We start from the raw sequence: 20,094 nt of genomic DNA on the forward strand, positions 1-20,094 counted from the left end.
CCCCGATAGCCGTCCCCTTGTCGTCCCCCATATCGCATTCGATGTGCGTTTCAGACGGCCATAAGTATGCGGCGCGTATGCTCGTCAACGAGCCGTTATCGCGGTCGAGACGGGAGGAAAACGAGGCGAACGTCGACGTACCTGAACCCGTTCTGACCGTTCTGCCGGAGGGTACATGCCCTAGCGCGGCGTCAAACTGAACATGGAGAGTCTCAACCCCGCGACGGGCGAGGTGCTGGAGACGATGGATGGGGACGACGAAGGGACGGTGGACGAGAAGCTTCAGCGCGCCCACGAGACGTACGAGGAATGGCACAGGCGACCAATCGAGGAGCGTCAGCGACTCCTCTCGAAGGCGGGCGAGGTCTTGCGCGAGAACGAGCAGGAGTACGCCGAACTGATGACGAAGGAGATGGGGAAACCCATCGACAGCGCAGTGTCCGAGGTCGAGAAGTGCGCGTGGGTCTGCGACTACTACGCCGAGCACGCGGGCGAGTTCCTGCAAGACGAGCGCGTCGGCACCGAACCCGGCGTGGAGAGCTACGTCTCCTACGAACCGCTCGGGCCGGTGCTGGCGGTGATGCCGTGGAACTTCCCCTTTTGGCAGGTGTTCCGGTTCGCCGCGCCGAACCTCACGGCGGGCAACGTCGGCCTGCTCAAACACGCCTCGAACGTCCCACAGTGCGCGACGGCCATCCAAGAGGTGTTCGAGGAGGCAGGCTACCCCGAAGGGGCGTTCACCGCCCTGCTCGTCGGGTCGGACGAGATGGAGACCGTCATCGAGGACGAGCGAATCGAAGCGGTGACGTTGACGGGAAGCGACCGAGCGGGACGCTCGGTCGGCGAAACGGCCGGAAAGAAGCTCAAGAAGACCGTCCTCGAACTCGGCGGGAGCGACCCCTTCGTGGTGCTCCCCGACGCCGACATCGAGGACGCCGCGACGACCGGCGCGCAGGCCCGGTGCATCAACAACGGTCAGTCCTGCATCGCGGCGAAGCGGTTCGTCGTCCACGACGACGTGTACGACGAGTTCGTGGAGCGATTCGCCGAGGAGATGGAGTCGATGACCATCGGCGATCCGATGGACGAGGACACCGACATCGGCCCGCAGGCCCGCGAAGACCTGATGGAAGGCCTCCATGAACAGGTCGAAGAGAGCGTGGAGGCGGGCGCGAGCCTCGAACTCGGCGGCGAACCGCTCGACCGCGAGGGAGCGTACTACCCGCCCTCGATTCTCACCGACGTACCGGACGGCAGCCCCGCCGCGGACGACGAGATGTTCGGCCCGGTCGCGGCGGTGTTCCGAGTCGCCGACACCAAGGAGGCCATCGACCGCGCCAACGACACGAGATTCGGTCTCGGCGCGAGCGTCTGGACGCAGGACGAGGCGGAGGCGAAGCGCGTCGTCCCCGAGATAGATGCCGGGATGGTGTTCGTCAACGAACTCGTCAAATCCGACCCCCGTCTTCCCTTCGGCGGCGTGAAGGACTCGGGTTACGGACGCGAACTCTCCCGGCAGGGGATTCGGGAGTTCACGAACAAGAAGACGGTGTGGGTGACGGACGTGTCGAGCGACGAGGGCGGGGTGGAGTAGTCAGTCGGCGTCCGCCGGGTCGACCACTTTTCCGCTCTCTACGTCAACCCCGACCTGCTCGCACAGATCGGACATCGGACACGCCTCCGGCCCGTCGAGACACGCGGGCGTCCGAGCCGAACAGAACTCCCGACCGAACTGGATGCTCGCGGTGTGCCCGAAGCCGCACTTCTCCGCCGGAACCTCGCGCTCCAGCACCGCCCGAACCTCCTCGTGGTCGGCATCTGCTGGCGCGATACCGAGCCGACGATAGATTCGGTGGACGTGGGTGTCGACCGGAAAGACGCCCGACCGCCCGCCGGAGAAGAGCAGGACGCAGTCCGCCGTCTTCGGGCCGACGCCGTTCATATCGAGCAGGGCGTTTCGCACGTCGCTCGGTTCGCCCTCGGTGACGAACCGGTCGAACCCCTCGGCTCCGCCGTACTCCGCGATGACGTGCTCCCCCGCCTCGACGAGCACCTCGGCTTTCTGGTTATAGAGGCCCGCCGAGCGAATCGTGTCGGCGAGTTCGGCGTGCTCCGCGCAGTCGAGGCTTTCGGCGAGGTCGCCGCCAGCGTACTTCTCGACGAGCGCGTCGTGCGCCGGTTGGCTGGCCACGTCGCTCGTGTTCTGGCTGAGGACGGTTCGAACGAGGCAGGTGAAAGCGTCTTGGCCGCCGTAGGTCTTCTGCCAGTACAACTCGCCGAGTCGGTCGACGACCTCCTCGGCGCGCGTCTCGGCGTCGGCGGGGTCGAACTCGGCGGCGATACCGCCCCCCTCCGCCCCGCCGCTGATGTTGTCGATGGGTTCCGGGTCGTCGCTCATGGACACCGATTACGGCGTCAGGCTATAGAATCCGTCGGTGGTCAACCACGTACCTCGCGCATCCAATCGTTCAGCCTCGCCCGATACGCCTCCTTGTCGACGCGACGCGGCGGGTCGATCTCGCCGAACAGTCGCGCGATCTGCTCGTCGGCCCGTTCGGCGAGCGAATCGTCCACGACAGCCGACTCGCCGGTTCGCTTGGCCGCGACGAGTTCGTCGACCAACTCGGTGTCGCCGAGGGTGTGCGCCGAAAGCTCGTAGATGTCGGCGGTTATCGCGTGCCGATCGATGACGTACTGCGCCCCGAACAGTCCCCGGAGCATGTAGAGGTAGTTCTTCGCGGTCGGGGTGTACGACTCCCGATTTAACTCCAGTCGTTTTCGGTAGTTCGCCTTCTCCATCCCGTAGTACGTTCGCGGCACATCGAGCGGTAGTTCGTCTTCGACCAGTCGCCCGAGCACGTCGAGTTCGGACGGTACCTCGTTCACCACCTCGATACCGTCGAAGACGACCTCCAAGACGTTGAAATTCGCGTCGTAAAGCAACGAACCGAACTTCTTGAGTTCGTAGCTGACGAGGTCGATATCCGCGTCCTCCTCGAATTCCGGAGTAACTTCGCCTTTATTAACGACGATCTGTTCGGCGGGTTCGTCGAGAAGCGCGTACCGCTCACCGTCCGCGAGGTGGAATCCTCTCACGTCCACTCGCCGTCTTCGCTCGGAAATCCGTAGATGTGACTTCCGGCGACGGCGTAGAACGCGGGACGATTCCCTGCGTCGTCGCGTCTAACCGCTCTCTCGACCACTCGTTCGATTCGCTCGGTGTCGTGTTCCACGCCCGTTCTCCGCTTTCCTTGATTCTCCTCGACCTGCCTCGATGAGTCTACGCCTTGACTCGAATCGTCACGACGACCTCTGCACCCTCGCTCAGCGCGGTGACGAGTCCTCGGTCGAAGCCGTCCGCGGCGAACTCGGCACCGACCAAGACGGTTCGGTCGTCCACGTAGTCGCTCGTTCTGCCGACCATACTTCGGTCGCTCTCGAACGCGAACTCGGAAGTGCCACGTCCGGTGACGGTTTCTTCGTGGTCGTCGGCTTCGATGGTGACCGAGATGGTCGCGTCGGGGTCACGGCAGGCGTCCACGAACTCCGGGGCAAAGTCGGCGGGCGCGCGGTCGGCCTCGACGGCGAGGATGCAGTCGCCCGCGGGCGTGAGATAATCGTCGGTCGTCACTTCGAACGTGCTCGCGTGCCGGGCGGTGACGTTCTCGTGTCCGCGTGCGCGAATCGTCTCTTCCATGCTCTACCCTTCGCGCCGAACAACTTCAGGACGGTTACTCGCATCGATTCGTTCGGGTGCCACGCTGGCAGGCTACTTCGTGACGGTGACGGTCACCGCACCGCAGTCGCACTCGTAAGCGCGTCGGGTTCCCCCGGGGGTTTCCATCACGAGCATCAGGTTTGATTCCCGAAGTTCGTGCTCGCACCCGGCCGCTTCGCACTCGCATCGCAGGGTCTCTATCATACGTTCCCGTCCGTGCGCCGACCACGTTAAACCGACCCATCCCCGGAGTGAAAGTGAAAGTGGTCGCCGGCGGTATTCACGGCGGTGTTTGCCAACTTGGTGTTTCATCCCGACGTGCGACAACAATGGCTTGCGATAGCTACGGGATTCTTTATATACCCCCTGGCCGGAGGTATGCTAAGCGTTTCCACGCGTTTCGGGGCGTGTGCTAAGCGTTTCCACAGGTTTCGATGGCACAAGATTTAAATAGCTATGCCGAATATCTGGTAGTACCTGAACGCTTCCGGCGTCACGGTAGAACCGCGCGTCAACCAATGAAACGGGAATATTGTAACCGGCTGGTTGGTAATAGAAGACAGAGAGTAGCGACGCCCGCGTGCGCCGGAGCGGAAGGAACCGAGGTATAACTAAGCATGGTAAGCGTAACAGAAGAGGAACTTCAGAACAAGTCGAAAGGTGAACTCATCAAACTCGCAGGACAGCTCCGCGACCGACGAAACGAGCTGAATCAGAAGGCGAGCAAGCGCGCGTCCAACCGCGACGAACTCAACGCAAAGACGCGCGAGAAGGTGGACGAAGCGCAGGAACACCGCGAGAAGCGCGACGAACTGAACGAGCAGGTTCAGGAACACAAGAAACAGCGCAATGAACTCAACGCCGAGGCAAACGAGCTGTTCGAGCGCGTCGAAGAGCGGAAATCGGATCTCGAATTGGACGAGGGAAAGGACTTAGAGCAGCTCAAGAAGGAGATCGAGGAGCTCGAGTTCAAACAGCAGACCGAAGTGCTCTCCACCGAGGATGAGCGCGAACTCATCGAGAAGATCGAGGCCAAGCGCGACGAGTACCAGCAGCGCAAGGAGAAGCTCGACCAGAGCGACGACTTGGAAGAACTCGTCGAAGAAGCCGAGGAAGTTCGCGCCGAGGCGAGCGAGCACCACGAGAAGGTGACGGAACTCGCTGACAAGGCCCAGCAGCACCACAACAACATGATCGAGGCCTACCGCGAGGCCGACGACATCCGCGACGACGCCGACGAGATGCACGAGAGCTTCGTGGAAGCGCAGGAAGCCGCCGACCAGCACCACGAGGACTTCGTGCGCGTCCAGAAGCGCCTGCGCGAACTCGACAAGAAAGAGGAGAAAGAGCGCAAGTCCGAGAAGGCCAAGGAACGCGAAGAGGCCAAGAAGGAAGCCGAGGAGATCTACCAGCAGTTCAAGGAAGGCGAGACCCTTGACACGGAAGACCTGATGAAGCTCCAGAAGACGGGGCTGCTGTAAGCTCGATTCTACTGTCTCTCTTTTAGCGAACGTTTAACGGCGTCGACCGCTCACTCGTGGGTATGGCAAACGGAGACGCATCCGACGGCGATAGCCGCGCCGCGCGTAGAACGTTCGTGCTCGTCGCCGTACTGCTCACGGTCGCGGTCGCGTGGTGGCTGTTCGTCGTCACGCCGGACTCGTTCGCGGAACTGCTCGGCGTCGTGTTCGTCCTCGTCGTCGGACTGTTCGGCGCGCGATTCGCCGCCCGAATCGCGGCCCGACGCTATCCGGACTACGATGTGGCCGAGGTCGCCGTGGAAGGGCCGATAAGCAGGAGCGGACGCGGGCCGGTTCCCTCGTCGGTCGGTACGCCGGCCGACGACGTCGTCGAGCAGATAGAACGGGCGGACGACGACTCCAACGCGAAGGCGCTGTTGCTCCGACTGAACACCCCCGGCGGCGAGGTCGTCCCGAGCGACGACATCCGACTCGCCGCGCAGCGATTCGACGGTCCGACCGTCGCCTACGCGACCGACGTGTGCGCGAGCGGCGGCTACTGGATCGCCAGCGGGTGCGACGAACTGTTCGCCCGGGACGCCAGCCTCGTCGGGAGCATCGGAGTTATCGGCTCGCGGGTGAACGCCGCCGACTTGGCCGACAAACTCGGCCTCGCCTACGAGCGACTCGCGGCGGGCAAGTACAAGGACGCGGGCGTCTCGCTGAAGGAGATGGGTGACGATGAGCGCGACTACCTGCAGGGCATCATCGACGGGTTCTACGAGGATTTCGTCGAGCGCGTGGCGGCGGGGCGCGACATCGACCCCGCCACGGTGCGCGAGACGGAAGCCCGCGTCTACCTCGGCGACGACGCCCGCGAACTCGGCCTCGTGGACGAACTCGGCACGCGCGAGGACGTGGAGGATCGAATCGCCGAGCGACTGGACGTAGACGAGGTGTCGGTACAGGAGTTCGAACCCCGCCGCGCCCTGCGCGAACGATTGAACGTCGGCGCGCAGGGCGTCGCGTACTCGTTCGGCGCCGGCGTGGCGAGCGTGTTCGGGGACGAGCGGGACGGCGTGTGCGGGTTCGAGTTCCGAGTTCGATAGGGGGTCTCCGTCGAGCGTTCGAGGTACTGGGTCGTCCCAAGCCATGGAGATCGTTCGTCGGGTCTCGCTGCGAAGGATTAGCCGGTCAACTCTTCGATGAGCGCCAGTTCGGTTTCGCGCGCAGGGCCGAGCTCCTCGCCCGTGCGTCCCGATCCTGCGTGCTCCTCGACGGTTCGGGAGAACGCGTCCGCAAGCGGCGTCGACTCCCAGCCGAGGCGCGCCAGTTTCTCGGTCGAGACGACGGCGGGTGACGGCGTGTAGAGCGGGAAGTCCGTCGGCGAGAGGTCGCGCCGGGCCAGTTCGCGCTCGCTAGCGTGGACGAGTTCGAGGTCAGTGTCGAAGGCGTCCGCCGCGAGTTCCAGCGACCGGTCTAGCGACACCGTCTCCCGGTCGGCGACGTTGTATGCTTCGCCGGGAGCACCTCGATCCGCGAGGATTCGGAGCGCTCGTGCGCCGTCGACCGCGTACAATTGGTGGAGTAAGCTACTTCCATCGCCCGGAACCAGGACGCGGTCGAACGTCGCCACGCGGTGGAGCCAGTAGTCGAACCGCTCCGTGTAATCGTGCGGACCGTAGATGAGCATGGGGCGGGCGACGAGCGCGTTCACCCCCTCGTTGGCGGCGGCGAAGCAGACGCGGTCGAACTTTGCTTTGCGCGGGCCGTAGGTCTCCATGGACTCGTCTTCGGCCTGTTTTTCGGAACATTCGTGGAGCGGCGTCTCCTCGCGCATCGGAACCGGGTTCTCGGCGTACGCGCTCCCGCTGGAGACGTAGACGTAGGCGTCCACGTCGGCGAACAGCTCCGTGGCGGCTTCGATCTGACGCGGGAACATCCCGCAGAAATCGATGACGACGTCCGATTCGACCGCGTCGCGGGCGTCGACGAGAGCTTCGCGGTCGTTCCTGTCGCCCCGGTAGTTCGAGACGCCCTCGCGGTCGACGAACGGGTCGCCGGACTCCCCGCGAGTGAACGTCGTCACGTCGTACCCGTGCGAGAGGAGTTCCTCGACGGTCTGGCGACCCATAAATCGCGTCCCGCCAACGAGCAGTGCGCTATTCATGTCCCTCTTCGACCGCGAGTCACGATAAAGATACGAGAAACGACGCGTTTCGGGCGAGAATTCGAACGCTCACGAACGGTTCGACTCCGCGCGCTTATCCCCCGCCGTCGACTATCCCGGAGTATGGCGACCGAATCGGGAACCCACGAGTATCGCACGGAGCACGGCGACGAGTTCGGGCGCACGTACTTCCGCCGACTCGGCGACTGCGCGGTGTCGAGCGTCGGCCTCGGAACCTACCTCGGCAACCCGACCGACGAGGTGGACGCGGCGTACCGCGACGCCATCACGACGGCGCTCGAAGGCGGTATCAACGTCGTGGACACCGCCATCAACTACCGCTGTCAGCGAAGCGAGCGCACGGTCGGTCGGGCCATCAAAGACGCCGAGGTCGACCGCGACGCCGTCTTCGTCGCCACGAAAGGCGGCTTCGTCCCGTTCGACGGCGAGCGACCCGAGAATCCGGGCGCGTTCGTCAAGGAGGAGTACGTCGACACCGGTCTCGTCGACCGCGACGACCTCGTGCGCGGGAGCCACTGCATCGCGCCGGAGTACATCGACGACCAACTCGACCGGTCGCTCGACAACCTCGGACTGGACGCCGTCGACTGCTACTACGTCCACAACCCCGAGACGCAACTGCTCGAAACGTCGCGCAAGGAGGTGTACGACCGACTCGAAGCCGCCTTCACCCGACTCGAAGAGCGCGCCGCCGAGGGCGACATCCGGCACTACGGCGTGGCGACGTGGACGGCCTTTCGAGTTCCGAAGAGCCACGACGATTACCTCTCGCTCCGGGAAGTCGTCTCGCGCGCCCGAAAGGCCGCGAAGGCGGCGGAGAACACAACGACCCACTTCCGCGTGGTGCAACTCCCCTTCAACGTCGTCATGGCCGACGCTTTCACCGTCGAATCGCAGGATGGCCCGGAGGGAGAACAGAGCGCGCTCTGGTTCGCACAGGAGGCTGGACTGAACGTGATGACCAGCGCGAGCATCGCGCAGGGCAGTCTCGCCGAGGAACTCCCCGAGGACGTGGCGGCGCAACTCGACGGCGACACGACCGCCCAGCGCGCCATTAACTTCGCTCGGAGCGCGCCCGGCGTGACCTGTTCGCTGGTCGGCGCGAGCGACCCGAACCATGTCCGAGAGAACCTCGACGCCGGGCGTTTCGACCCGATGGGTGCGAACGCGTTCGACGCGGTCTTCGAGTGAAGCGAACTACAGCACCTTCCACTCGCCACTCTTCTTGTACATCAACAACACGCCGGGTGTCGAGGTCATCACCTTCTCGAAGCTCTGGGAGATGCGAACGAGTGGCAAGCAATAACGCCTTCTTTGCCCGTTTCGGAAGCTTTGACTGTTGACTCCAGAAACATTCGGGCGTGTCCCGTGGACGCCTCTTCGCGTCGCTCAGCTCGATGGTCTTCCTGGTCAACTTCGCCCGCGTGGTGTTCGCGCCCCTCCTCGAACCGCTCAAGGCCGCGTTCGGCGTCGGCGACGCTACGGTCGGTCTCGTCGCCACTATGGTCTGGCTCGGGAGCGCGCTCCCGCGAATCCCGACTGGCTACCTGCTCACCCGCGTTCCGCGGCACCACGTCGTCCTCGGTACGGGCGTCGTGCTGACCAGCGCGGCCGCCTTCACCGCGCTCGCGGACTCCATCCCGATGCTCGGCGCGGGCGCGTTCCTGATGGGCGCCTCCAGCGGCGCGTACTTCATCGCCGCGAATCCGCTGGTGAGCGAACTCTACCCCGACCGCGTCGGTCGGGCCCTCGGAATCCACGGCACGGCCAGCCAACTCGCCGCGGTCGCCGCCCCCCTGTTCGTCGGTGTAGTGCTGGCGACGACCGGTTGGCGAAGCGTCCTCGGCCTGCTGGCGGTCGTCGCCGCGCTCACGACGGTCGTCTTCGTCGTCGTCGCGCGGCGGTCGAACCTCCCCGAAGCGGGGGCGGCCGACCGCGACCTCTGGACGGCGTTTCGCCGTCAGTGGCCCATCATCCTGAGCGGCGTCGCCATCATCGGCGCGACGGGATTCGTCTGGAACGGCCTGTTCAACTTCTACCCGACATATCTTCGCGCGGAAGGTCTCGCGCCCGGAACTGCGAACCTCATGCTCACCGTGACCTTCGCCGCGGGCGTCCCGGCGTTCTGGCTCACCGGGCGACTCGCGGATCGGCTACCGCACGTCCCGCTCATGCTCGCCATCCTCGCCGCGTTCATCGCCTGTCTGCTGGCCGTGACCGCGGCCCGGAGCGTCGTCGCGTTCGTCGCGGTGTCGATAGTGCTCGGCTACGTCGTCCACAGCATCTTCCCCGCGCTCGACACCTACCTGCTGGACTCGCTCCCGGACGAGAACCGTGCCAGCGCGTACGCCCTCTACAGCGGTATCATGATGGTCTTCCAGGCGGCGGGGAGTTCGGTCGTCGGCGCACTGACGGACGCGGGATTTGCCTTCGACGAGGTATTCCGGACGTTCGCGCTCGGCCTGCTCGCCATCCTCGCGGTGCTCGTCGTCCTCCACCACGTAAATCGCCTACCGACCGAAGCGGCGACGAGTTTAGAGGAGGGGACGGGATAAATTACGTCGCTGACGGATCGGCGCGAGAAGTGCGGTTCCGTCGTGGCCGGTTTCGGCGACGAACCGTCGGTTCGTTCCGTCGACCTCGTTCTCTTTCTCAACAGTAAGTCTCCCGGTTACACGAACGCACATTTGATTAGCCTCCTGTACCTCTGAGTAACGTACTCAGGGTTCGCCGCCCGGAGGATAGCACGATGCCACCATCAGATTCAGACGAACGCGACGAGGACGAACGCGAACCGTCCGATTCGACCACCCACGACGATTCGCGGCGTCGAGGTTCGGGCGTTCGGCTCGAAATCGGACTTCGACCGGTGACGGATTTGCTGAAAGGACTCGTCGACGCGGACGTTTCGAACTCGCCCCCCGAACCGGGCGACGGGCGAGACGACGAACACCGGCATCGAACGAACCGCGAACCGACGCCTCGGTGGTCGAAGCCGATCAAGGTGCGCAGGAAGCGAGCGCGGGCGGAGTCGGACGCTCCGCGACACGAGTCCGATTCGTATTACGTCACCACCCATCGTTCGGACGACGGAGTGACCATCGTCGCCGATCTGCCCGGCGTCGACGAGGACGACCTCTCCATCGGACTCGCCAAGGATTCGAACGCATTCGTCATCGCGGTGCGCGGAACTGTCGTCAGGAGTGTCTCGCTCCCCTGGAACCGCGCCGCGGTGAGTAGGGCTCGGTTCAACAACGCCGTCCTCGAGGTTCGTCTCCATCCGCTTGACGACGCGGACGACGCGGGCGATTCGGTCGAAGGATAGCGCCCGTCATTCCACGGTCGAGCGCCGGCCGAATCGGCCGGCGATCGGTTCGAACGTCTCCGCCCGAGAGCGGACGAACAGGTATCGTTCTCTTCTGCCGACTTCACGCCCTTTTTCTTCCCCCTCTTCCAAGCCCCTGTCAATGGAGTACGTGCAGGAGCGGGTGACGACGCTTCACGACCTGACGGGCCGGGTTCCCGACGCCCCGACCGACAGCGCCGCGGTCGTCGTGCCGATGACCGAGCGCGAACATCGGTCACGAACCGCCGGGCGCGTCCTCTCGGAACTCGAAGCGGTCGGCCCCGGTCGCGTCGTCGTCCCGCTTCGCGCGCCGCCCGAACGCGTGGGGGCCGTTCACCGCTGGCTCTCGGAGTTCGACCTGCCGCTCACGGTGCTCTGGTGCAACAGCCCTCGCGTCGTGCGCCTGCTGAAGCGACACGGTTTGAACGGCGACGCTGGCAAGGGCCGCGACGTGTGGCTCGCGCTCGGCGTCGCGGCCGCGGAGTCGGAGTTCGTCGTCTGCCACGACGCCGACGCGAAGACCTACGGCGCGGAGACTGTCCCGCGACTGCTCGCGCCGCTGGCGTTCGGATTCTCGTTCGCTAAGGGGTATTACGCCCGCGTCGAAGACGAACGACTGTACGGTCGCCTCTTCCGACTCTTTTACGCGCCGCTCGTCCGGGCGCTTCGGGAGGCGCACGACGCGCCCGTTCTCGAGTACCTCGACGCCTTCCGGTACGCGCTGGCGGGCGAGTTCGCCGCGACCGCCGACCTCGCCGCGTCCCTGCGAATCGAGCGCGACTGGGGGCTGGAGGTCGGAACGCTCGGCGGGGCGTTCGAACGCGCCGGTTTCGACGGGAGCGCGCAGGTCGACCTCGGCCGATACGAACACAACCACCGAACCGTCTCCGGGCCGGGAGGCCTCTCGGCGATGAGCGAGGGGGTCGGACGCGCACTACTCCGGGTGTGCGAAGCGCACGGCGTCGAACCGACCTACGAGACGCTCCCCGAACGCTACCGGACGACCGCGCAGGGCTTCGTCCGTCGGTACGCCGCCGACGCCGCGTTCAACGGACTGCGGTACAACGCTACGGCGGAGCGCGAACAGGTCGAGACGTACGCCGAAGCGATCGAACCACCCGAAGCCGTCGAATCACAGGAAAGCGGCGCAGTGCTTCCGGCGTGGACGGACGCCCCCGTCGACCCCGAGGAGGTTCGGACGGCGGCGTCCCCGACCCTGCGCGAACGCCAACACTGATATCGGTGGCCCGACGCTTCCCGATAATGAGCAAGATGAAGGACGAACTCGCCGGGGTGGTGGATTTGTTTGGAGCCCTCACGCGCGACGAGCTAGCCGAGGCGCTCGCGGAACTGGCGTTCAAACAGGGTAAAGCGGTGGACGAATCGGCGCTCGAGACCGTCATTGAGGACGCCGTGACGGACTACTACCTCGTCGAAGCCGACGCCGACGGGGAACGGGTGCTCGTTCCCGGCCCGGTCGCGTTCCCCTCGATGCCCAAGAACGGCGAGGACTTACCGCACATCATGGACGTGCCGGAGCGAAGCGTCGACCAGGAGGGACTCGGCGACCGCGTCAAAGAGCGCCTCGAAGCGGAGGCCGAAACGGTCGGCGGGGGCGACGAGGAGCGCGCGAGCTACCTCATCGACGTGAGCTACGACCTCGAAGCGTGGTCGCCGGTCGAGGCGGACGACGTGCGCTCGCGGTTGGACGAATCGACCGGCGACCGGGCGAGTTAAGGGCGAACGGAGCAATCAATGGGCATGAACCTCGGTCGGGTGGCCGACCACGAACCGCGGTCGATCACGGACGAAAAGCGCAACGCCGCCGTGCTCGTGCCGGTCGTCGCCCACGAGGACGGACACCACCTCCTGTTCACGAAGCGGGCCGACCACCTCGGCGAGCACCCCGGCCAGATGAGCTTCCCCGGCGGGGGCCGGGAGCCGGGCGACGACGACCTCTGGCAGACCGCGCTCCGAGAGGGGTACGAGGAGATCGGCCTCCGGCCCGACGAACCCGAACTCGTCGGACGACTGGACGACATCCGGACGATAACGAACTACGCCGTGACGCCCTTCGTCGTCCGGATTCCCGACCGGGAGTACGACCCCGACGAGCGCGAGGTGGCCGAGATCGCCGTCCTCCCCGTGGCCGGACTCACCGACCCGACGAACTACGAAAACGAGCGGCGCGACCACCCCCACTATGGCGACATCGTCATCCACTTCTTCCACGTCGACGGCTACACCGTCTGGGGCGCGACCGGACGCATCTTGGTGCAGTTGCTGGAGTTGACCACCGACTGGCGCGCGCCAGAGCGGATAGATCGGTACGTCGATACCGACCCCGACTTGGGGTAGGAATGTGGGGGTGAGTCCGGCATTCTCGCGGTGAAACTGTGCTGTTCGTGCTTGTAGCGATGACCGTACGGAACGTTTTTCGGACGCTCCGTTCGGAACAGCGCTGGTGTTAGAATTGTGTCCGCGAACGCCCCCGGACGAATACGCGACTTCGACTCTTCGAGTACCGCGAACCATTCCGGCGCATGCGCCGGCAGGCTCGAGGGTTCACCGCCGAGGGCCTGACTGGCAAGCGCGCGAGGGATGAGTATCACAGGGAGCGGGAGCGACTGAGAAACGCAATCGGTTGGGGAGGACGGGGGGCGGTGGCGGTTTGGGGTGGGACTGAAAGGGGCCGCTGCGACGACCGAGCAAGCGCGAACGCCCAGGGCGTTCGAAGTCTACACCAAAACAGTCGGACTCGATCTGAATCTACCCACCACTGTTCGTAGCGAACGTCCGAATACGTTTGAGAACGACGATACCCCACGTCGCACTCGTTGCCGTCGCCGACAACCTTTTGCCCGCAACCGAACTACGGAGAGGCACATGGTCGCACAGACGATGGATCGCGTTCCGCGAGTACAGTAGACGACTAGTTCTGAGTGCGGGAGTTGAACGCAGATGCTGACCAGTAACTACGCCGTCGCGCGCACGGGGCTCGACGCCGCCGCGCTGAAGCCTGCGGAGTGCGACGTGCGCCGCGCGCTGGAGTTGCCATTCGACGCCGTCACCGTCGACTACGAAGGGCGCGAGCACCTCCCCGACACCGAAACGCTGGCCGAGTTGGTGGCCGAGAAGGACGTTCGCCTGACGGTACCCGTCCGGGCCGACGGCTTCGACCCCCTCGGCGACGACTCGCTTTACGACCGACTGCCGGAGGGCGTGAAGACGGTGCTCGTCGCCGGGCATCCCGCCTACCTCACCGAGGGCGAGCGACGGCGGGCTATCGCACCACGATTCGGGGCGGCGCTCGACCGCACACCCGACGCGTGGGTCGGGACGGAAGGCGTCGAGCGAGTGGCCGCCGCCACTGGCGCGGCGCAGTTCGAACTCCTCACGCGTTCGACCGCCCGCGACCTGCGGGCGCTCCGGGCCGCCGGCTTCGACGGTACTATCGCGGTGTACGCGCCGACCGTCCTCACCAGCGACGAGGACGCCATCCTCGACGCCGTCGGCGCGTACGTCGCCCGGCGAAAGCCCGTCGCGCGGGCACTCCCCGAGACCGCCCAGCCAGATGCTCGCGCAACGGGACGCGCCCGCGAGGTGCTCTCGGCGGCGAGCCGGGACTTCGCGCTCGTCGGCGCGGTGGACGAGATCGGCGAGCAGGTCGCGGGGCTGAAGAACGCCGGTGCGGACTGCGTGGTCGGCTACCCCGCAAGAGGCGTCGAAGCGTTCCTCGACTGAGCGTCGGTCTCCTTCTCGCGTTCGCCGCGACACCCAGTTTGAAATACCGTGAACGCAATCCCCAGTCCATGAGTCTGCTCCACGAACACACGACCACGACGGCGGCGGACGCCCTGGACGACGCGGAGGTCGCACTGCTGCCGACCGGAAGCGTCGAACAGCACGGACCGGCCTTGCCGCTGGGAACCGACTTCATGGCGGCGGAAGCGGTCGCGCGCAGCGTCGCTGACCGCGGAAACGTCGTCCGTCTCCCGACGGTTCCGGTCGGCGTGAGCGAACACCACCGCCAGTTCGACGGAACGCTCTGGACCGACCCGGCGACGTTCGAAGACTATGTCGCGGACATCGTCACCAGCTTCGCCAGCCACGGCGTGAAACGGGTCGTCGTCGTGAACGGTCACGGCGGTAACAGCGGCGCGCTCCAGCGCGTCGCGCGCCGCCTCCGACGCGAGGAAGTCGCCTTCGCCGTCCCGTGGAACTGGTGGGGCGGCATCGGCGACGTGCTCGAAGATGAGTTCGGGACGGGAATCACTCACGCCGACGAGATCGAGACGAGCATGATACTCGCCGTCGCGGAAGACCTCGTTCGGGAGGCAGCGCTCGCGGAGGCGGAAGCGGGCGCGGGCGGTGCGTGGGGCCACGACGTTCACGGCGCGAACGTCGGCTTCGACACCATCGATTTCTCCGACAGCGGCGTCGTCGGGCGCCCGACCGAAGGTTCGCGCGAGGCGGGCGACCGACTGCTCTCGGCCTCTAGCGAACAACTCGACGCGCTGGTCGAGTGGCTCGCCGAACAGAACGTCGCCGACCTCTGGCCGCAGGAACACCGATGACCGTCGCAATCGTCGGCGGCGGCGCGGTCGGCGTGACGGCGGCCCACGACCTCGCGGTGCGCGGCGCGGACGTGGTGCTGTTCGAGAAGGGCGAGATTCCGAATGCGGACGCGAGCACGGAACGGGCCGCGGGCGTACTGTACGACGCGTTCGCCGCACCCGAAGACGCGCGCGTCGGCGACCGAGCCATCGAGCGATTCCGCGAGTTTTCCGGCACGGGAGGCTTCGAGTTCGAGGAGACGCCTTACGTCTGGTTCGCCCGAGACGGTGACGATAAACGCGCGGAGGCCATCCGCGATCAGGTGCCGCGGATGCGAGAACAGGGTCGGGACGTGTCGCTCATCGACGCCGAGGAACTGGCCGACCGCTATCCCGCGCTGAACGCGGACGACGTGGGCGTCGCCGCGATCGCCCGAAACACGGGACGAACCGACCCCGGTAGCTACGCGCGGGCGATGGCCGAGGAAGCGGAGAAGGCGGGCACAGAAGTACGAACCGGCGTCGAGGCGCGCGTTCGAACCGACCCGCCTCGCGTGCTCACCGAGGACGGCGAAGAAGCGTTCGACGCGGTGGTCGTCGTGGCGGGCGCGCACACGAAGCGCGTGCTCGCGGACGCCGGAATCCCCGTCGCGCTCAAACCCTACCGAGTACAGGCGCTCACCTGCGAGTTCGAGCGGAGCGTGCCGATGGTGTACGACGCCACCGAAGGCTACTACTTGCGCCCGCATCCGGAGGGCCTGTTGGCGGGCGACGGCACGGAAGCGGTCGAGAGCGATCCGGACGAGTGGACGCGGGAGGGCGACGCAGAGTTCCGCGAGGCGATGGAAGCGCGTCTCGCACACCGCCTCGATTTCGGGTCGGAGGTCGATTCCGGGCCGACCGTCGAACGCGCGTGGGCCGGGCTCTGTAACGCCACGCCCGACTACGACCCGCTCCTCGGCAAGCTCCGGTCTGGTCTCTACGTCGCGGCGGGGTGGCAGGGCCACGGGTTTATGCGCGCGCCGGCGCTCGGTGAGGCGGTTGCGAAGGACGTGCTCGGCGAGGGCGGGATTCCGGAGTTCGACCCGACGCGGTTCACCGGCGACGAGGAGTTCGACATCATAGAAGGGATGGCCGTGGAGTAGATTCGGTCGTCGCTACTTCGCTTTCGGTACGTACACTTCGAGCGCCCCCGAGTCGGTCAGTGTCGCCGTCGAGCGTTTCGCGTCCACCTCGGCGTCCGCGGGAAGTTCGACGCGCCCGTCGAGCGACATCCCCCGACCGGGGAACACCATCTCGAAGCCCTCGTGGAAATCGCGGAAGCGGTCGATTCGGACCAGCACCGCACCCTCGGCGAACCGAACCTGGACGTCGCTCCCGGTCGCGCCCGCCGCGTCGAAGACGACGAGGTAGGCGTCCTCGCTTTCGAGCAGGTCGGACGGAATCGGTCGCTTCTCCTGTACCTTGCTCGCGGCGCGACCGACGCGCTCCGCGACCGCCGTCACGGTCGAGCGGCCGAGGTTCCGGAGCGTCATAGTTCGATGGCTTCGAGACAGTCGGTTCCGGCGCAGTACGGACACTGGAAATCGCTCACACCGATATCATCGGGCATGTCGTAGGTGTAGTGTAACTCGAACATATCGAGTTCGCAATCGCCGTCCGTACATTTCACTTCGAGCGTCGCGGGCATGGGCGGCAGTACGTTCCGGACGAAAATAAACGCGTGGACTTCGGCTCTACCCGACTCTCCAGTCGTTCGTTGGCATCCTCCATCTTTCGTTCGCTGGAATCGTCGTTACTGCAGAGTCGCTAGCTGTTGCCGACTCCCGTGAAACCGCCACCGCACCTCGAACCTCCCCAACCTCCTCGCTCTTTCGTCGCTCGTCCCTCGTGCGCGTCCTCGCACGCGCCGGGGTGGATAACGGCTGGTGGGGAGAAAAACGAGTGTAGTCACCGTTTTACCTGTCGAGCGGCAAAATTGGTGTATGACCGACCCCGCGACCCTCGACGTGACGCTCGTGGACGGCTACGTCGACGAACCGGCGCACTTCGGCGTGCCGCCGTACCTCTCGACGTATCCGCGGTACACCGCCGGGGCGCTCGTGGACGCGGGGGTGCCCGAGGAGCGGATCACGTACTACACCGTCGACGAACTGCGCGAGGACAACGCGAAGTGGGGCGACGTGGCCGACGCCGACCTGTTCGTCTACATCGGCGGGATGACCGTCCCCGGCAAGTACGTCGGCGGGACGCCCGCCGAACCGGACGAGGTGCGGAAGATGGCGTGGACCGCCGACGGAACGAGTTTGATGGGCGGTCCCGTCAAGTTCGGCGTCGGCGAGGAGAACGCCGGAGGGACGGAGACGGCGCGCGACGACCTCGATTTCGACTTCGTGGCGAAAGGCGACGTGGAGGCCGCAGCCTTTGACTTGGTGGAGAGCGGGCTGGAAGGCTTCGGCAACCGGATGCGCGACAACGCGGAGATAGACCGCTGGGCCGAGACGGGTGCGTTCGTGGTCGAGCAGCATCCGAACCACCCCGACTACCTCATCTGCGAGATGGAGACTTCACGAGGCTGTCCGTATCGGTGTTCGTTCTGCACGGAACCGCTGTACGGCAACCCCTCCTTCCGCGAACCGGAATCAGTCGTGGCGGAGGTCGCGGGACTCTACGACCGAGGTGCCCGGCACTTCCGCCTCGGGCGACAGGCCGACATTCTCGCCTACGGCGGCGACGGTGAGAAGCCGAACCCCGACGCCCTACGGGAACTGTACGGCGGCATCCGCGAGGTGGCTCCGGACCTCGGGACGCTCCACCTCGACAACATGAACCCCATCACCGTGGTCGAGTGGCCCGAACTGTCGCGGGAGGGGATTCGCGTCATCGCCGAGCACAACACGCCCGGCGACACCGCCGCGTTCGGCCTCGAATCGGCCGACCCCGTCGTCCAGGAGGAGAACAACCTGAACGTCACGAGCGAGGAGTGCTTCGAGGCGGTGAAGATCGTCAACGAGGAGGCGGGGTGGCGACCCGGAGAGCGTCGGCGCGACGCGCCGACGTACGGTCCCGACGCCGAGAATCGACTGCCGAAGCTCCTGCCCGGCATCAACCTCCTTCACGGGCTGAAAGGCGAGCGCCGGGAGACGTTCGACCACAACCGAGAGTTCCTCCGACGCGTGTACGACGCCGGGTTGATGCTTCGTCGGGTGAATATCCGGCAGGTGATGGCCTTCTCCGGCACCGAGATGAGCGAGGTCGGCGCGGACATCGCCCACGACCACAAGAAGCTGTTCAAGCGATACAAGCGCGAAGTGCGCAAGGAGATCGACAATCCGATGCTCCAGCGCGTGACCCCGCCGGGAACCGTGTTACCGAACGTCCACCTCGAATACCACAAGGACGGGCGAACCTTCGGGCGACAGCTCGGCACCTACCCCCTGCTCGTCGGGATTCCGGGCGAGCGCGAACTCGGCCGAACCATCGACGTGGCGGTCGTCGACCACGGCTATCGCTCCGTCACCGGGGTTCCCTACCCTCTTGACGTGAACAGCGCGACGATGGACGAACTCACCGCGATTCCCGGATTAGGAAAACAGCGCGCCGGAAACGTCATCGTCAACCGCCCCTACGAGACGCCGGACGACCTCGCCGAGACGGTGGACGTGGATCTGAGCAAGTTCGCCTCGGCGGACGAACCGAGAAGCGCGGACTGACGACGACACCGCCAGCGACACAACCGCCGGAAGATCGGCGAACGACACGGTTTTCGGGAGTCAGCAATCGACGCAACCGCCGGAAATCAGAGGCAACGCGGCCGCTAGAAAGTGAGCAGTTCTATCGCGAGTGAGGAGTGAAACGACGAACGAGCGGGCCGAGGACCGAATGGAGCTGGGAAGAGCGAAGCTCTTCCCACGCGAACTGAAAGAGGAGTGCTTTTGGTCGAGCTTTCACAGGGAGACTGCCAGCGACCGTGCCGCGCGGCACGGTCGCTGACCCTCGACCGTCGTAAAAGATCGTGTTAGAACTCCTCTTCGATGATTTCGCCGACGGCGAAGTTCGATTTCACTTCCGTGATTTCGACCTTCACGCGCTCGCCGATCTCCGCGCCGGGGACGATGATGACGTAGCCCCGTTCGACGCGTGCGATGCCGTCGCCCTGCTTTCCGATATCCTCCACTTCGACGTAGCGGATTTCGCCGGCTTCGACGGGTGGCTGTGGCTCCGACGAAACCGTGTTGGTGTTGGTCGTGCTGTCGTTCGCGGTGGCTGTCTGGCTTTCTTCCGATTCGACTTCCGTTTCGCGCGAGATGAGCGCGACGCGGTAGGTTTCTCCCGGTTCGACCGACCCCGTGTCGATTTCGCGTCGTGGGACGGTGACGACGTACTCGTCGCCCTTCATAGTAACATCAGCGCTGAACAGACACAGGAGTTTGTCAGAGATTTCCAAGGGTCGTAGACCTCCAGTTGATACCAAGTAGTCAACCATTAAAGAATTATCGAACACGAGCTTTTGCTGCGGAAGTGCACCTTCGGCGCGCCTCCTGGCAAAAGTTCGACCAAAAGCACCGGAAGATGTTCCTGCTCGCTGCGCTCCGCGAGCTACGACTTCCGAGCCGTTCGTTCGCTTCGCTCACGAAGACCTTCTTCACCCCCTCCGTCGCTCCCTTGGGGGTTCGTCGGCCTGGAAAATCGAAGATTTCCGGTGAATAGGCCAGTCTCTAGCGGCTGTGTCACCGGCAGTCTTCCGGTGGTTCGTGTCGTCGGCAGACTTCCGGCGGTTGGTCGGCTCGTCGTTCCGGCGGTCGCGTCGCCCGCCTATCGCT

General features: G+C 65.3%; 23 protein-coding genes. 13 read left to right on the plus strand and 10 right to left on the minus strand.

Features of this window, described 5'->3' with window-relative positions:
- The first annotated feature begins 202 nt into the window (after positions 1-202).
- On the plus strand, positions 203-1,594 hold the full coding sequence (locus LIW51_RS03450; protein WP_227375837.1) for an NAD-dependent succinate-semialdehyde dehydrogenase: 1,392 nt from the start codon (positions 203-205) through the stop codon (positions 1,592-1,594).
- Here LIW51_RS03450 and LIW51_RS03455 read toward each other — a convergent pair whose 3' ends face one another.
- The 5 genes from LIW51_RS03455 to LIW51_RS03475 form a co-directional block, all read right to left on the minus strand.
- A complete protein-coding gene (locus LIW51_RS03455) occupies positions 1,595-2,398 on the minus strand; it encodes an endonuclease III domain-containing protein (RefSeq protein WP_227375838.1) in 804 nt (267 codons plus the stop codon). It abuts the gene before it with no gap.
- A gap of 41 nt (positions 2,399-2,439) precedes the next feature.
- Entirely contained in the window at positions 2,440-3,096 is a 657-nt protein-coding gene (locus tag LIW51_RS03460; RefSeq protein WP_255767053.1) for a DNA polymerase beta superfamily protein, read from the minus strand.
- Positions 3,093-3,233 carry a hypothetical protein gene (locus LIW51_RS03465; RefSeq protein WP_227375840.1) on the minus strand — a complete coding sequence of 47 codons (141 nt, stop codon included), beginning with the start codon at positions 3,231-3,233 and terminating at the stop codon, positions 3,093-3,095. Before LIW51_RS03465 ends, LIW51_RS03460 begins: the two co-directional genes overlap by 4 nt.
- Positions 3,234-3,280: 47 nt before the next feature.
- A complete protein-coding gene (locus tag LIW51_RS03470) occupies positions 3,281-3,697 on the minus strand; it encodes a DUF371 domain-containing protein (RefSeq protein ID WP_227375841.1) in 417 nt (138 codons plus the stop codon).
- Between the two features lie 72 nt (positions 3,698-3,769).
- Positions 3,770-3,922: a hypothetical protein gene (locus tag LIW51_RS03475; RefSeq protein WP_227375842.1), complete on the minus strand. Its 153-nt coding sequence runs from the start codon at positions 3,920-3,922 to the stop codon at positions 3,770-3,772.
- Positions 3,923-4,335: 413 nt separating this feature from the next.
- On the opposite strand from LIW51_RS03475, the gene LIW51_RS03480 reads away from it, so the two are divergent.
- Entirely contained in the window at positions 4,336-5,199 is an 864-nt protein-coding gene (locus LIW51_RS03480) for a coiled-coil protein (protein ID WP_227375843.1), read from the plus strand.
- 62 nt (positions 5,200-5,261) lie between these two features.
- Complete coding sequence (gene sppA, locus LIW51_RS03485) at positions 5,262-6,287, plus strand: signal peptide peptidase SppA (protein WP_227375844.1); 1,026 nt, start codon at positions 5,262-5,264, stop codon at positions 6,285-6,287.
- A 77-nt stretch (positions 6,288-6,364) separates the two neighbouring features.
- Here sppA and LIW51_RS03490 read toward each other — a convergent pair whose 3' ends face one another.
- The gene (locus LIW51_RS03490; protein WP_227375845.1) at positions 6,365-7,348 is read right to left on the minus strand and encodes an NAD-dependent epimerase/dehydratase family protein; all 984 of its coding nucleotides are present in this window, start codon (positions 7,346-7,348) and stop codon (positions 6,365-6,367) included.
- Positions 7,349-7,471: 123 nt separating this feature from the next.
- On the opposite strand from LIW51_RS03490, the gene LIW51_RS03495 reads away from it, so the two are divergent.
- Together LIW51_RS03495 and LIW51_RS03500 are read left to right on the plus strand one after the other, a co-directional pair.
- Entirely contained in the window at positions 7,472-8,560 is a 1,089-nt protein-coding gene (locus tag LIW51_RS03495) for an aldo/keto reductase (protein ID WP_227375846.1), read from the plus strand.
- 206 nt (positions 8,561-8,766) lie between these two features.
- Positions 8,767-9,924, plus strand: coding sequence for an MFS transporter (locus LIW51_RS03500; RefSeq protein WP_227376729.1), 1,158 nt, complete (start codon positions 8,767-8,769; stop codon positions 9,922-9,924).
- Here the strand turns inward: LIW51_RS03500 and LIW51_RS03505 are convergent.
- Positions 9,904-10,056, minus strand: coding sequence for a hypothetical protein (locus LIW51_RS03505; protein WP_227375847.1), 153 nt, complete (start codon positions 10,054-10,056; stop codon positions 9,904-9,906). The two genes, LIW51_RS03500 and LIW51_RS03505, sit on opposite strands and share 21 nt — an antisense overlap.
- A gap of 62 nt (positions 10,057-10,118) precedes the next feature.
- Between LIW51_RS03505 and gvpH the strand changes: the two genes are divergently transcribed.
- The 7 genes from gvpH to LIW51_RS03540 all read left to right on the plus strand — a co-directional run bounded on the left by gvpH (position 10,119) and on the right by LIW51_RS03540 (position 16,416).
- A complete protein-coding gene (gene gvpH, locus LIW51_RS03510; RefSeq protein ID WP_227375848.1) occupies positions 10,119-10,694 on the plus strand; it encodes a gas vesicle protein GvpH in 576 nt (191 codons plus the stop codon).
- Positions 10,695-10,836: 142 nt separating this feature from the next.
- Positions 10,837-11,952 (plus strand): glycosyltransferase family protein, encoded by a 1,116-nt coding sequence (locus LIW51_RS03515; RefSeq protein WP_227375849.1) that lies wholly within the window; start codon positions 10,837-10,839, stop codon positions 11,950-11,952.
- A gap of 26 nt (positions 11,953-11,978) precedes the next feature.
- Positions 11,979-12,452: a DUF7109 family protein gene (locus LIW51_RS03520; protein WP_227375850.1), complete on the plus strand. Its 474-nt coding sequence runs from the start codon at positions 11,979-11,981 to the stop codon at positions 12,450-12,452.
- A gap of 24 nt (positions 12,453-12,476) precedes the next feature.
- Entirely contained in the window at positions 12,477-13,073 is a 597-nt protein-coding gene (locus tag LIW51_RS03525) for an NUDIX hydrolase (RefSeq protein ID WP_227376730.1), read from the plus strand.
- A gap of 603 nt (positions 13,074-13,676) precedes the next feature.
- A complete protein-coding gene (locus tag LIW51_RS03530; RefSeq protein ID WP_227375851.1) occupies positions 13,677-14,459 on the plus strand; it encodes a DUF7388 family protein in 783 nt (260 codons plus the stop codon).
- 68 nt (positions 14,460-14,527) lie between these two features.
- Positions 14,528-15,292 carry a creatininase family protein gene (locus LIW51_RS03535; RefSeq protein WP_227375852.1) on the plus strand — a complete coding sequence of 255 codons (765 nt, stop codon included), beginning with the start codon at positions 14,528-14,530 and terminating at the stop codon, positions 15,290-15,292.
- Positions 15,289-16,416 (plus strand): NAD(P)/FAD-dependent oxidoreductase, encoded by a 1,128-nt coding sequence (locus tag LIW51_RS03540; protein WP_227375853.1) that lies wholly within the window; start codon positions 15,289-15,291, stop codon positions 16,414-16,416. Before LIW51_RS03535 ends, LIW51_RS03540 begins: the two co-directional genes overlap by 4 nt.
- 12 nt (positions 16,417-16,428) lie before the next feature.
- On the opposite strand, the gene LIW51_RS03545 is transcribed toward LIW51_RS03540, so the two are convergent.
- Together LIW51_RS03545 and LIW51_RS03550 are read right to left on the minus strand one after the other, a co-directional pair.
- On the minus strand, positions 16,429-16,806 hold the full coding sequence (locus LIW51_RS03545) for an Hsp20/alpha crystallin family protein (protein WP_227375854.1): 378 nt from the start codon (positions 16,804-16,806) through the stop codon (positions 16,429-16,431).
- Positions 16,803-16,961, minus strand: a complete 159-nt coding sequence (locus LIW51_RS03550) for a DUF7559 family protein (protein WP_227375855.1) — start codon at positions 16,959-16,961, stop codon at positions 16,803-16,805. The genes LIW51_RS03545 and LIW51_RS03550 overlap by 4 nt, the downstream gene beginning before the upstream one ends.
- Before the next feature lie 295 nt (positions 16,962-17,256).
- On the opposite strand from LIW51_RS03550, the gene LIW51_RS03555 reads away from it, so the two are divergent.
- Complete coding sequence (locus LIW51_RS03555) at positions 17,257-18,984, plus strand: radical SAM protein (RefSeq protein WP_227375856.1); 1,728 nt, start codon at positions 17,257-17,259, stop codon at positions 18,982-18,984.
- A 305-nt stretch (positions 18,985-19,289) separates the two neighbouring features.
- On the opposite strand, the gene LIW51_RS03560 is transcribed toward LIW51_RS03555, so the two are convergent.
- Positions 19,290-19,718, minus strand: a complete 429-nt coding sequence (locus LIW51_RS03560; protein WP_227375857.1) for a TRAM domain-containing protein — start codon at positions 19,716-19,718, stop codon at positions 19,290-19,292.
- Between the last annotated feature and the right edge of the window lie 376 nt (positions 19,719-20,094).

The sequence above is a fragment of the Haladaptatus halobius genome (assembly GCF_020618475.1).
In the GTDB taxonomy this organism is placed as follows: domain Archaea; phylum Halobacteriota; class Halobacteria; order Halobacteriales; family Haladaptataceae; genus Haladaptatus; species Haladaptatus halobius.